The following is a 12,321-nucleotide window of genomic DNA, read 5'->3' on the forward strand; positions in this document are numbered from 1 at the left end:
GCATGGGCAAGCTCGACGGGCGGGTCGTCCTCATCACGGGGGCGGCGCGCGGGCAGGGTGAGCAGGAGGCGCGTCTCTTCGCCGCGGAGGGGGCGCGGGTCGTCGTCGCCGACGTGCTCGACGACCAGGGCGAGGACGTCGCCAAGGACATCGGCGGCGGCGGCGCGGGCGGCGCCCTGTACGTCCACCTCGACGTGAGCGCGGAGGACGACTGGACCGCCGCCGTCGCGACCGCCAAGGAGGCGTTCGGGAAGATCGACGGGCTGGTCAACAACGCGGGCATCCTGCGCTTCAACGAGCTGACGGCGACACCGCTGGAGGAGTTCCGGCAGCTCATGGACGTCAACCAGGTGGGAGCGTTCCTCGGGATCAGGGCCGTGGCTCCGGAGATCGCCGCGGCCGGGGGCGGGACGATCGTCAACACCGCGTCGTTCACGGGCGTGACGGGCATGGCGTACGTGGGCGCGTACGCCGCCACCAAGCACGCGATCATCGGGCTCACCAAGGTCGCCGCCCTGGAGCTCGCGGGCAAGGGGATCCGGGTCAACGCCGTCTGCCCCGGCGCCATCGACACCGCCATGAGCAATCCGGCCCGGCTCGATCCAGGTTCGGACACCGAGGAGGCCGCCGAGGCGCTCGACGGGCTGTACCGCAGGCTCGTGCCGCTCGGCCGGGTCGGCAGGCCGCAGGAGGTGGCGCGGCTCGCGCTGTTCCTGACGTCCGAGGAGGACTCGGCGTACATCACCGGGCAGCCGTTCGTGATCGACGGTGGCTGGCTGGCCGGGGTCTCAGTGATCTGACGCAGCATCAGCTATTGACGCTCCACGGGCGCGGTGGAACAGTCGGTGCAGCCAATCTGACGATTCGTCAGAAACTGACGAGGACGGTGAACCTCCTTGGAATTCGGGCTCTTTGTACAGGGATACGTGGGCAAGCAGGCGCTGACGGACCCGACCGCCGAGCACCGCGCACTCATGAACGAGACCGAGTACGTCGTCCAGGCGGACCAGTCCGGCTTCAAGTACGCCTGGGCGTCCGAGCACCACTTCCTGGAGGAGTACTCGCACCTCTCCGCCAACGACGTCTTCCTCGGGTACCTCGCGCACGCCACCGAGCGCATCCACCTCGGCTCCGGCATCTTCAACCCGCTCGCCCAGGTCAACCACCCCGTCAAGGTGGCCGAGAAGGTCGCCATGCTCGACCACCTCAGCGAGGGCAGGTTCGAGTTCGGCAGCGGGCGCGGCGCGGGCTCCCACGAGATCCTCGGGTTCATACCGGGCGTGACCGATATGAACTACACCAAGGAGATCTGGGAAGAGACCATCGCCGAGTTCCCGAAGATGTGGCTCCAGGACGAGTACGTCGGGTTCCAGGGCAAACACTGGTCGCTGCCGCCGCGCAAGATCTTCCCCAAGCCGTACGGGACGTCGCACCCCGCCATGTGGTACGCGGCCGGGTCCCCGCCCTCGTACGCGATGGCCGCCCGCAAGGGGCTCGGGGTGCTCGGTTTCAGCGTGCAGAAGGTGTCCGACATGGAGTGGGTCCTGGAGCAGTACAAGACCGCCGTCCAGGACGCGGAACCCATCGGCGACTTCGTCAACGACAACGTCATGGTGACGTCGACCGCCATCTGCGCCGAGACGCACGACAAGGCCGTGGAGATCGCCGTGGGCGGCGGGCTCAACTACCTCCAGTCCCTCGTCTTCCGCTACCACGACACCTTCCCGCGCCCCGACGGCATCCCCGAGTGGCCCGAGGTCCTGCCCGAGTACAGCGCCGAGATCATCGAACTGCTCATCGCCGAGGAACTGATGATCTGCGGTGATCCGGACGAGGTACTGCGGCAGTGCGAGCGGTGGGAGCAGGCCGGTGCCGACCAGCTCTCGTTCGGGCTGCCCATCGGCATCTCGCACGAGGACACGCTGAACACGATCAGGCTGATCGGGGAGCACGTCATTCCGAAGATAGACACGGATCCGGTGCACCGGACCAGCCGGTTCCGGTCGGCGGCCGGGGCCTGATCGCGGTCCGATCGCTGAGCTGCCCCGGCTCTCCCCCTTCCCGGACGGGAGGGCCGGGGCCCCCCTCCTCGATCGCCGGAGGGGCTCGATTCCTGGGGGTTCGTGTTCATGCTTGATCACCTCATCAAGGGCGCCGACGTCGTCGACGGGACCGGCGCCCCCGCGTTCGTCGCCGACGTCGGCATCAGGGACGGGCGGATCGCCGTCGTCGCCGAACCCGGGACCGTCACCGAGGAGGCCAGGACCGGCGAGGACGCCACCGGGCTCGTGCTCGCGCCCGGGTTCGTCGACCCGCACACCCACTACGACGCCCAGTTGTTCTGGGACCCCTACGCGACGCCCTCCCTCAACCACGGGGTGACCACCGTCGCCGGTGGCAACTGCGGCTTCACGCTCGCGCCGCTCCACCCCGGCCGGCCCGAGGACGCCGACTACACGCGCCGCATGATGTCCAAGGTGGAGGGGATGTCCCTGGTCGCCCTGGAGGAGGGCGCGCCGTGGACCTGGCACTCGTTCGGCGAGTACCTCGACGCCCTGGAGGGCCGCATCGCCGTCAACGCCGGTTTCATGGTGGGCCATTGCGCGCTGCGGCGACACGTCATGGGCCCGGACGCCGTCGGCGGGCAGCCGTCACCGGAGCAACTGCGGGACATGCTCGGCCTCCTCCACGAGGCCATGGACGCGGGCGCCTGGGGCCTGTCCACCACCCAGTCCGCCACACACTCCGACGGCGACGGCAGGCCCGTCGCGTCACGGCACGCCCTGCCCGCCGAACTCCTCGCCCTGAGCCGGGCCGTCGGGGAGCACGAGGGCACCCAGATCGAGGCGATCGTCGCCGGCTGCCTGGACCGGTTCAGCGACGCCGAGATCGATCTGCTCGTCGAGATGAGCACGGCGGCCGGACGCCCCCTCAACTGGAACGTGCTGACCGTCGACGCCGCCGTGCCCGACCGCGTACCCCGGCAGCTCACGGCGAGCGAACGGGCCCGGAAGGCGGGCGGCCGGATCGTCGCCCTGACCATGCCCATCCTGACGCCGATGAACATGTCGCTCGGCACGTTCTGCGCCCTCAACCTCATCCCGGGCTGGGGCGACATCCTCAAGCTGCCGGTCGACGAGCGGATCGCGCGGCTGCGCGACCCCGGCGTACGCGCGCGGATGCTGCGGCACGCCGACAGCGAGGAAGCCGGTGTCTTCCGGCGGCTCGCCGACTTCGGGCGGTACGTCATCGGGGACACCTACGCGGAGGCGAACGACGGGCTCACCGGGCGCGTCGTGCGCGACATCGCCGCCGAGCGCGGGCAGGAACCCTTCGAGTGCATCGTCGAGATCTGCGCCGCCGACCGCCTGCGGACGGTCCTGTGGCCGATGCCGCCCGACAACGACCCGGCCTCGTGGGCCCTGCGCGCCGAGACCTGGCAGCACGAGGACGTCATGCTGGGCGGTTCCGACGCGGGCGCGCACCTGGACCGGATGTGCGGGGCGCCGTACACGACCCGCTTCCTCGGGGACTGCCTCCGTGGACGCGGCCTCGTGGGGCTCGAAGCGGCCGTGCGGATGCTGACCGACGACCCCGCCCGGCTCTTCGGGCTGCGCGAGCGGGGCCGGATACAGGAGGGCTTCCACGCCGACCTCGTGCTGTTCGACCCGGAGACGATCGACGCGGGCAAGGCCACGCTCGTGCACGACCTCCCGGGCGACAGCCCGCGCCTGGACTCGAAGGCCATCGGTGTCACCGCCGTGTGGGTCAACGGGGTCGAGGCCATCCGCCACGACGCGGTCACCGGCTCGGTGCCCGGCAAGGTCCTCAGGTCCGGGCGGGACACCCGGACGGTGAGCACCCGGTGAGAGCGCCCCGCAACCTCCTCATCGGCGGCGCGTGGGTCGAGCCCGACCACGGCCACTACGACGTCGTCGACCCGGCGGACGAGACGGTCGTCGGGCAGGCGCCCGAGGCGTCCCGGCAGCAGGTGCACGACGCGGCACGCGCCGCCCGCGACGCCTTCGAGGCGTGGTCGCGTACGCCGCCGCGGGAGCGGGCCGCGCTCCTCGACCGGGCCGCCGACCTCATGGAGCGCGACAGCGAGGCCAACACCGAGCTGGCACGGGCCGAGACCGGCGCCACCACCGGCACCGCGCGCGGCATGCAGGTCGCCGTCGGTGTCGCCCGCTTCCGGCGGTACGCGCGCGGCGCCGTCGAACCCGCGGAGGAAGGGCTGGTGCCGCAGGTCAACGAGGCCGGGCCGATGGGGAGGGCCGGTGTGGTGGGCGCGCTGGCCGCCCGCCGGCCCGTCGGCGTCGTCACCTGCGTCACCTCGTACAACAACCCGTGGGCCAACCCGGCGGGAAAGGTCGCCCCGGCTCTCGCCATGGGCAACACGGTCGTCGTGAAGCCCGCGCCGCAGGACCCGCTGTCCGTGTACCGGATGGCGGACGCCCTCCAGGAGGCGGGCGCGCCACCCGGCGTCGTCAACGTCGTCAGCGGTGTCCGCGTGGAGGTGGGGGAGGCCGCCGTCGACTCGGCGGACGTCGACATGGTCAGCTTCACCGGTTCCACGGCCGTCGGGCAGCGCATCGGGGAGGTGTGCGGGCGGTCGGTGAAGCGGCAGTTGATGGAGCTGGGCGGGAAGGGCGCCGCGATCGTGTTCGGCGACGCCGACCTGGACGCGGCCGTCGCCGGGATCGGCACCACGTACGCCTTCTACAGCGGGCAGATCTGCACGGCACCGACGCGGGTCCTCGTGCACCGCTCGGTCCACGACGAGTTCGTCGCGAAGCTGACCGCGTACATCGGCCGCCTGAAGGTCGGCGATCCGCGCGCCCCGGGGACCGTCGTCGGGCCGGTCATCTCCGCCGCGCACCGCGAGCGCGTCGAGTCGTACATCGATCTCGGCCGCAAGGAAGGGGCGCGGATCGTCGCGGGCGGCGAGCGGCCCGCGTTCGACAAGGGCTTCTACGTGGCGCCCACGCTCCTCACCGACTGCACCAACGACATGCGGGTGGTCAGGGAGGAGATCTTCGGCCCCGTGGTGACGGTCGTGCCCTACGACGGCGACGAGGACGAGGCCGTCGCCCTCGCCAACGACTCCGACTACGGGCTCATCGACTACGTGTGGTCCGGTGACGTCGCCCGCGCCTTCCGCGTCGCGCGGCGGCTGCGGGCCGGAGGCGTCGGCGTGAACACCGTCGCCCGGAACATGGAGGCGCCGTTCGGCGGGTTCAAGCGGAGCGGCGTGGGACGCGACGTCGGCTCGTACGCGCTGCACGCCTACAGCGAACTCCAGTCGATCGTGTGGCCGGGCTGAACCGCTTCCCCCGTTGTCCCGCACATTTCATGGCCTGCGCACGGAACCCGTCCGTTTCTCCGGTGCGTGCTCACAACCGGACATGTGAAGATGCCCAGTTGTGAGCCGGCGGGCAGGTCGGCAGGGGCAGGAAGCCGGGGGTTGGCATGGAAGCGCTGGACACTCAGGACCCGCGGACGGTCGGTACGTACCGGGTCCTCGGGCGGATCGGCGAAGGCGGGATGGGCCGGGTCTACCTGGCCCGCAACGCGGGCGGCCGGTCCGTCGCCCTGAAGTTCATCCACTCCGACATGGCGGCGGTGCCGGGCTTCCGGCAGCGGTTCCGCCGCGAGGTGGAGGTGGTACGCCGTGTCGCGGGCGCCGGTACCGTGCCGGTCGTCGACGCGGGCGTGGACGAGCAGCACCCCTGGTACGCCGCGGAGTACGTGCCGGGCCCCTCGCTCCAGGCCGCTGTCGACGCGTTCGGGCCGCTGCCCACCGACGCGCTGTGGCGGCTCGCCGCCGACCTGGCCGAGACGCTGCGGCACGTGCACGGGCACAGCCTCGTCCACCGCGACCTCAAGCCGTCCAACGTGCTGCTGTCCACCGGCGGCCCGCGCCTGATCGACTTCGGCATCGTGCACGCCGCGCTCGACACGATGCTCACGCAGAGCGGGGCGCGGATCGGCACCCCGGCCTACATGTCGCCGGAGCAGGCGTACGGCGAGGCCGTCACCGTCGCCAGTGACGTCTACAGCTACGGCCTCACCCTCGCCTTCGCCGCGACCGGTGTGCAGCCGCGCCGGGGCTCCGTGGTGGGGGACCACCCCGGCCTGGACACCGAGTTCGCCGCGGTCATCCGGTCCTGCCTCAAGGAGGACCCGGCGGAGCGGCCCGACGCGGCGCGACTCGCCGAGTGGGCGCGGGCCAAGGACACCACACGGGACACCTGGCTGCCCTCGGCGATCGCGTCGATGATCGCCCGCACGTCCGAGCAGCTCCTCAACCTGGAGGCCGACCTGGACGCCCGGGCGGCGGGCCCCGCCGGACCGGGGTACACGGAGCCGGACGCGGGGGCCGCCGGGGGGTTCCACGGGGCGCCGACGCGGGGCGCCACGACGGCGGGGGCCTACGCGCCGCCGCCCCCGCCCCCGCCCTCGTACGGGTACGGGGCGTCCTCGTCCGGGGGCCCGTCGGCCTCGTACGGGTATCCGCAGTACCCGGGCCCGTCCTACGCGGCCCGGCCGCCGGGCCGGGCCGGGGCCTTCGACGGCGGGGGCGGGCTGCTGGGCCGTCCGGTGTTCGGCATCCTGTGGTTGCTGCCGATGGCGCTCTGCACGTACCTGCTGCTCTTCGCCGACCCCTCGTTCTTCGGGGTGGTGCGGGGCGTGGCCATTCCCGCCCTGCTCGTCCTCGGCATCCGGCTGATGACCGGACGCGGCGACGCCGGGTCGGCGCTGGGCTTCTGGGTCGGGTTGTCGGCGCTGACGGTGCAGACGTGGTGGGCGGTGAGCCAGTTCGACACGGCTCTCGACCCGCGGGCCACCGGGTTCCAGAAGCTCGTCGACGGGCTCAACGACCTGCTCATCGTCTTCCCGGCGCTCGGCTCCCTGGTCTGTATCTACGTCGTGCCCGCGGCCATCGGCCGATTCCGCACGGGAAAATTTTGAACCGGCCCAAAACGGACGCCGCTTCGATAACCGAATATCGGACACGCTCGGCCCTGCCTTGCATTCTGTGGTCGACTTCTCCCATCTTCCAGGGAAGCTGAAGGTAAATAGCTGCATCATCCATGGATAGTTAAGTGGTGAAGCGCTGACGTGTCCTGATGAATCCCGCCAGATGTGGAAACCGCAGGATTTAACGTCCTGTTCATGACTCAGCTCGACGCGGGGCCTTCGACGGGGCAGGCCTCTGATACGACCGCCGGACAGGGCGGCGGCGGCAAGGGCCTGGGCGGAAACTCCGTCGGCCTGCTCGGCAGCGCCGTCATCGGTGTCTCCACGGTCGCGCCCGTCTACTGCCTGACCTCCACGCTCGGCTCCACGGCCGGTGAGGTCGGCCTCCAGATGCCCGCCGTCTTCCTCGCCGGGTTCCTGCCGATGCTGCTCGTCGCGTTCGCGTACCGCGAGCTGAACAAGGCCATGCCGGACTGCGGCACCTCGTTCACGTGGACCGTCAAGGCGTTCGGGCCGCGCGTCGGCTGGATGTGCGGCTGGGGCCTGGTGATCGCCACGATCATCGTCCTGTCGAACCTCGCCGGGGTCGCGACCTCCTACTTCTGGCTGCTCGCGGGCGAGATCACCAACAGCGCCACGGTCGCCGACCTCGACGGGGACAAGGCCGTCCACATCCTCACCTGCCTCGTCCTGATCGCCGCGGCGACGGCGATCAGCTATCGCGGCATGACCGCGACGAAGGGCGTCCAGTACACGCTGGTCGGACTCCAACTGGCCGTGCTCGCCGTCTTCGTCGTCATGGCCCTGGTCAAGGCGGGCGGCTCGGGCCACGGATCGGTGGACTTCCCGACCTCCGTGCCGTTCTCCTGGTCGTGGCTGAACCCGTTCTCGGTGCAGTCCTTCGGCGCGTTCACCGCCGGGCTCTCCCTGTCGATCTTCATGTACTGGGGCTGGGACGCCTGCCTCACCGCCAACGAGGAGACCATCGGCAGCGACCGCACACCCGGCCGCGCCGCCCTCATCGCCATGGTCGTCCTGGTCGGCTCCTACCTGGCCACGGGCATCGCCGCGCAGATGATCGTCGGCTCCGGCGACAAGGGCCTCGGCCTCGCGAACCCGGAGACCTCCGACAACGTCTTCGCCGCGCTCGCCGGCCCCGTCATGGGCCCCGCGCTCGGCATCCTGCTCTTCGTCGCCGTCCTCGCCTCGGCCGCCGCCAGCCTCCAGACCACCTTCATCCCCGTCGCCCGCACGGTGCTCGCCATGTCGGCCTACGAAGCCCTCCCGGCCTCCTACGCCCGCGTCCACCCGCGCTTCAGGACGCCCGGCCGCGCCACGGTCACGGCGGGCGCCGCGACCGCCGTCTTCTACACGGTGATGACGCTGGTCTCCGCTCACGTCCTGGTCGACACGATCTACGCGCTCGGCCTCATGATCTGCTTCTACTACGCACTGACAGCCTTCGCCTGCGCCTGGTACTTCCGCGCGGAACTCCGCGTCTCCGTACGGGACTTCGCCTTCAAGGGGCTGTTCCCGGTGCTCGGCGGCATCCTTCTGTCGGCGGTGTTCGTGAAGACACTGGTCGACATGTGGAACCCCGCCTACGGCAGCGGATCGTCGGTCCTCGGCGTCGGCTCGGTCTTCGTGATCGGCGTGGGCCTGCTGCTCCTCGGGGTGCTCATCATGCTGGTGATGAGCCGCCGCAGCCCGGCGTTCTTCCGGGGTGAGGTGCTGAACCGGGAGACGCCGGTGCTGGTCGTGGAGGACTGAGCCCCGGCGTTCGCTCCTACGGGCCCTCGACGAAGTGGTCGAACTCGCCCGCCCGGACGCCGAGCGCGAAGGCGTCCCATTTCGCCCGGGTCGTCGTGACGACGGTGTCGGGGTCGGACGTCTCACGCAGGTGCACCAGGTCGCCGCCGCCGAAGGCGACCTCGATCCAGGGGCCGGCCCCCCGGCGTCCTGCTTGAGGCTGCGGAGGAGTGCGGCGAAGGCGGCGGGGGTGGCGGTGAGTATCGCTTCGCGGGGGTCGGCGGATTCGGTGAGGCGGATGTGGGTGGCGTCGCGGGAGACGTGGACGCAGGAGTTGCCGTCGGGGCAGTGCGTCGACTTCTGCCAGTTCAGGTTCAGGTTGCGCAAGGTCGGCTCCTTACAGCTCTTGGACGATGCCGTGAATGAGGTCCTGTGACTTCACGGGCGAGAGCGACGCCGTTTCCATGCGGTCGAGCAGTACGCGGTATCTGTGCAACTGAGCCTCGGCGTCCAGGAAGACAGGGCCGTGGGACTGGTCCAGGTTCACGGTGTCGAGTTGAGGCACGGGGCCTTCGAAGTAGAAGAACCCATGGCCTGACCCGGGGAGGGTCTCGGCCGCGAACGGAAGCACGCGTACGGTGATGTGCTCGCGCTCGCTCAGCTCCAGCACGTACCTGAGCTGGGCGCTCGTGATCTTGGGGCCGCCGAACCGCATGCGCAGGGCTGCCTCGTGGATGATGACCTGCTGCGGGGTCGGTGGATCCCGGAAGAGGACGGCCTGGCGCTTCACACGGAACGACACACGGTGTTCGACGTCCGGTGGCGGCAGTTCCGGCACGGCTTGGCGGAAGACCGCGCGGGCGTACTCGGCGGTCTGGAAAAGCCCGGGAATGTGCACCGTGACGGCCGTGCGCAGACGGGTTGCGTGGTGTTCGACCTCGGCGAGGTCCAGTAGCCCGGCGGGCAGGAGCTCCCGGTACTCCTCCCACCACCCGCGCGCCCGTTCCCCGGCCATCGCGCTGAGGGCCCGTACAAGGGCTTTGTCGCCGCAGTCGTAATGGCAGGCCAGCCAGTGTCCGTACCCGCTCGGGGCTCACGCCCATCCGGAGGCGCCTCGCTCAGCAGCACCCCGCTCGACGGAGCGGCCGGGTCACCGGGCAACAACCACCGCACTGCCGACTCCTCCCGCCGAACGGAGACTTCCATGTCAACCGTATCGCCGCTGAGGGCGGTCCTCGCGGCGCACGGGCGGGCCGAACTGGCCTACTCCGCCGAGCTGTTGGCGTCGGAGCTGCTGACCAACGCCCACCGGCACACGACGGGCTCGTACGCGCTGCGGATCGGGCCCGGGGCCATGGACGCGCACCGCGTACGGGTGGCCGTGTGGGACGGCGACCCCAAGATCCCTCCGGGATTCGTCAGGTGCGCGCCCGGCGCCGACGTGACCGCGGAAGGAGGCCGGGGCCTCTTCCTCGTACGGGCCTACGCGGACGACTGGGGCGCGTACACGTTCCCGGAGGCATCAGGCGGAAAGCTGCTCTGGGCGGAGTGCGGGGGGACTCGCGGAGGATGAGCAGCGAGCCGAGTGCCGAGTACACGTACACCGCGGAGCCCTGCGGAACATCACTTCCCCAGGAACACCGGATTGGTGAACGCGGCCAGGGCTCCGGGGAGGCCGGGGGTCGTCGGGGCGTGGCGGATCTCGGCGCGGACGTAGGACGCGTAGGACGCCGTCGTACGCCAACTCGCCCGGCCCGCACCGGAGTCCGGGAGCGGCGCCGAGGTGAACAGCGTGCCCTGGTCCGTGACGAGGTGGAGGGTGCAGCCGGGCGCGCCCTTGACCTCCAGGTCCACCGTGACGGGGTCGTCGCGGTCGACCGGCAGGCGTTCGCCGATGCCCGCGTGGGTGCCCTTGCCGCCGCTCGCCGTGAAGGTGACCTCGACGGCGGCCGACTCCGCGACGTACGAGCGGCCCGCCTTGATGCCCGCCTGGATGGCGTCCCGGGTCAGGTCGTCGGCCAGGACGACCGTCTGGGGCCCGCCGATCCGGTCCGGGTCGCGGTGCGCGTCACTGTTGCCCATCGCCGGTGTCCAGCCGGACCGGCGGCCCGAACGGGCGTAGGAGACAAGGGTGTTGTCCCAGTCGCCGAGCGAGATCTCGTCGTCGGGCGTGTACGGGCCGTTCCACACCTCCACCGCGTCCGCCTCGCCGAAGCCGAACTTCCAGCCGCAGCCGATGCACGTCGCGTGCGGATGTGCGGGGACGACCAGACCGCCCGCCCGGCGGATCTCCTGCGCGAACCTCGCCCAGCGGTTGTCGCGCGCCCGGTAGCGCCAGTCGATGAACGTCTCCGGCGCGGTGCCGAGCGCCAGGACGTGCCCGTTGCGCGTCGTGACCTCCTCGCCGAGCATCACCAGGAGGTCGTCGCCCGCCACGTCCGCCCAGTGCGCGTGCGAGGAGTGCGTGTTGTGGTCGGACGTGTTGATGAAGTCCAGGCCCGCCGCGCGGGCCAGCGCGCCGATCTCCTGCGGGGTGCGGCGGCCGTCCGAGTACCAGGTGTGCAGGTGGCAGTCGCCCCGGTACCAGGCCCGGCCCCGGCCGCGCGCCCGCTCGGGCGGATAGCCGCGGGCCGGTGCCGCCCCGGGCGCGCCGTGCGTGAGCGTCACCGTCACCTCGTACGGCAGCCCCTGCGGCGCCACGGTGTACGGGCCGAGCACGATGTGCCAGGTGCCGGGACGGATCGGGCCCGGGATGTAACCGGGTGTCGCGTCGTCCGCGCGGACGAAGAACTCCGTGCGGGCGCCCCCCGACCAGCCGCGGAAGCCCTTGCCGCCGAGGGCCGTGCCGCGCTCGTCGAAGAGGCCGATGTCGAGCGCGTTGTTCTGCGTACCGGCCGGGACCGCCGCCTTCGTGTAGGTGTAGGAGACCCTGATCTCCCGTACCCCGCGCGGTACCTCCACCGGCAGGTACACGAAGTCGGGCGCGCCGGGCGGCAGCGTGCCGGTGAGCGTCTTGGTGGATCGCGAGCCGTCGGCGGCGCTGGCGAAGCTCATGGTGGCGAGCGTAAGGGCGCCCGCGGCCCCCGTCACCAGCACAGCGCGTCTGCCGAGGCCGTCGTGGTGTACGGCTGTGTCGTCGGTGCACATATCGCGGCTCCCCAGGGTGTCGGATGTGACGTGTGCGACCCTGGCATTGAGCCGTGAACTCCCCTCCAAGGGAAGGGGAGCGGCGGATTTCGGGACTACGACCGGCGACGCCTGCGGACCATGACCACGACGATCAGGACGACGAGCAGGATCCCCAGGATCAGGACCCAGCCGATCACCCCGCCCTTCTTCTTTTTCTTCTTTTTCTTCTTGCTCTTCTTGCTTTTCGCGACCGTGGCCGCCTTCGCCACGGACGTGGAGACCACCGACGCCGAGGTCGCGCGGCCCTGCTCGGGCTGAGAAGCCGTCGCGGCGGCAACCGTGCGCGGGACCGTCGAGGTCGCCGCCGACGCCGCCGGGACACCGCCGAACAGCAGCGCCCCGAGCACCAGCGGCACGGCCAGGGCACGGACACGTCCAAGGGAACGTACGAGCATGACA

Annotated in this window: 11 protein-coding genes and 1 pseudogene; 7 read left to right on the forward strand and 5 right to left on the reverse strand. The window is 71.0% G+C overall.

Going from position 1 to position 12,321, the window contains the following annotated elements:
• Nucleotides 1-2 precede the first annotated feature (2 nt).
• The 6 genes from ACIRF8_RS27595 to ACIRF8_RS27620 all read left to right on the forward strand — a co-directional run bounded on the left by ACIRF8_RS27595 (nt 3) and on the right by ACIRF8_RS27620 (nt 8,754).
• Entirely contained in the window at nt 3-800 is a 798-nt protein-coding gene (locus ACIRF8_RS27595) for an SDR family NAD(P)-dependent oxidoreductase (RefSeq protein WP_404218863.1), read from the forward strand.
• 96 nt (nt 801-896) lie between these two features.
• Entirely contained in the window at nt 897-2,021 is a 1,125-nt protein-coding gene (locus tag ACIRF8_RS27600; protein ID WP_404218865.1) for an LLM class flavin-dependent oxidoreductase, read from the forward strand.
• A gap of 108 nt (nt 2,022-2,129) precedes the next feature.
• Nucleotides 2,130-3,869, forward strand: coding sequence for an amidohydrolase family protein (locus ACIRF8_RS27605; RefSeq protein WP_404218868.1), 1,740 nt, complete (start codon nt 2,130-2,132; stop codon nt 3,867-3,869).
• The gene (locus tag ACIRF8_RS27610; RefSeq protein ID WP_404218870.1) at nt 3,866-5,326 is read left to right on the forward strand and encodes an aldehyde dehydrogenase family protein; all 1,461 of its coding nucleotides are present in this window, start codon (nt 3,866-3,868) and stop codon (nt 5,324-5,326) included. Before ACIRF8_RS27605 ends, ACIRF8_RS27610 begins: the two co-directional genes overlap by 4 nt.
• Before the next feature lie 146 nt (nt 5,327-5,472).
• Nucleotides 5,473-6,975: a serine/threonine-protein kinase gene (locus tag ACIRF8_RS27615; protein WP_404218872.1), complete on the forward strand. Its 1,503-nt coding sequence runs from the start codon at nt 5,473-5,475 to the stop codon at nt 6,973-6,975.
• A gap of 204 nt (nt 6,976-7,179) precedes the next feature.
• On the forward strand, nt 7,180-8,754 hold the full coding sequence (locus tag ACIRF8_RS27620) for an APC family permease (RefSeq protein ID WP_404218874.1): 1,575 nt from the start codon (nt 7,180-7,182) through the stop codon (nt 8,752-8,754).
• A gap of 16 nt (nt 8,755-8,770) precedes the next feature.
• Here the strand turns inward: ACIRF8_RS27620 and ACIRF8_RS27625 are convergent, their stop codons facing one another.
• The 3 genes and pseudogenes from ACIRF8_RS27625 to ACIRF8_RS27635 form a co-directional block, all read right to left on the reverse strand.
• The gene (locus tag ACIRF8_RS27625) at nt 8,771-9,019 is read right to left on the reverse strand and encodes a DUF397 domain-containing protein (protein ID WP_404219352.1); all 249 of its coding nucleotides are present in this window, start codon (nt 9,017-9,019) and stop codon (nt 8,771-8,773) included.
• A pseudogene (locus tag ACIRF8_RS27630) lies at nt 9,007-9,120 on the reverse strand (DUF397 domain-containing protein); the annotation flags it as partial. The pseudogene ACIRF8_RS27630 and the gene ACIRF8_RS27625, both read right to left, overlap by 13 nt.
• Before the next feature lie 10 nt (nt 9,121-9,130).
• The gene (locus ACIRF8_RS27635; RefSeq protein WP_404218876.1) at nt 9,131-9,748 is read right to left on the reverse strand and encodes a DUF5753 domain-containing protein; all 618 of its coding nucleotides are present in this window, start codon (nt 9,746-9,748) and stop codon (nt 9,131-9,133) included.
• Between the two features lie 189 nt (nt 9,749-9,937).
• On the opposite strand from ACIRF8_RS27635, the gene ACIRF8_RS27640 reads away from it, so the two are divergent.
• A complete protein-coding gene (locus ACIRF8_RS27640) occupies nt 9,938-10,306 on the forward strand; it encodes an ATP-binding protein (RefSeq protein WP_404218878.1) in 369 nt (122 codons plus the stop codon).
• A gap of 50 nt (nt 10,307-10,356) precedes the next feature.
• On the opposite strand, the gene ACIRF8_RS27645 is transcribed toward ACIRF8_RS27640, so the two are convergent.
• Nucleotides 10,357-11,880: a CehA/McbA family metallohydrolase gene (locus tag ACIRF8_RS27645; protein WP_404218880.1), complete on the reverse strand. Its 1,524-nt coding sequence runs from the start codon at nt 11,878-11,880 to the stop codon at nt 10,357-10,359.
• A gap of 95 nt (nt 11,881-11,975) precedes the next feature.
• The gene (locus ACIRF8_RS27650; RefSeq protein ID WP_404218882.1) at nt 11,976-12,317 is read right to left on the reverse strand and encodes a hypothetical protein; all 342 of its coding nucleotides are present in this window, start codon (nt 12,315-12,317) and stop codon (nt 11,976-11,978) included.
• Nucleotides 12,318-12,321 lie beyond the last annotated feature (4 nt).

This window comes from Streptomyces sp. NPDC102406 (genome assembly GCF_044765725.1).
GTDB lineage: Bacteria > Actinomycetota > Actinomycetes > Streptomycetales > Streptomycetaceae > Streptomyces.

Bases quoted from the DNA above. Each gene is read 5' to 3' on its own strand.
- ACIRF8_RS27635 (WP_404218876.1), bottom strand. From the start codon at position 9,748: ATGGCCGGGGAACGGGCGCGCGGGTGGTGGGAGGAGTACCGGGAGCTC.
- ACIRF8_RS27595 (WP_404218863.1), top strand. From the start codon at position 3: ATGGGCAAGCTCGACGGGCGGGTCGTCCTCATCACGGGGGCGGCGCGC.
- ACIRF8_RS27620 (WP_404218874.1), top strand. From the start codon at position 7,180: ATGACTCAGCTCGACGCGGGGCCTTCGACGGGGCAGGCCTCTGATACG.
- ACIRF8_RS27605 (WP_404218868.1), top strand. From the start codon at position 2,130: ATGCTTGATCACCTCATCAAGGGCGCCGACGTCGTCGACGGGACCGGC.
- ACIRF8_RS27640 (WP_404218878.1), top strand. From the start codon at position 9,938: ATGTCAACCGTATCGCCGCTGAGGGCGGTCCTCGCGGCGCACGGGCGG.
- ACIRF8_RS27615 (WP_404218872.1), top strand. From the start codon at position 5,473: ATGGAAGCGCTGGACACTCAGGACCCGCGGACGGTCGGTACGTACCGG.
- ACIRF8_RS27650 (WP_404218882.1), bottom strand. From the start codon at position 12,317: ATGCTCGTACGTTCCCTTGGACGTGTCCGTGCCCTGGCCGTGCCGCTG.
- ACIRF8_RS27645 (WP_404218880.1), bottom strand. From the start codon at position 11,880: ATGTGCACCGACGACACAGCCGTACACCACGACGGCCTCGGCAGACGC.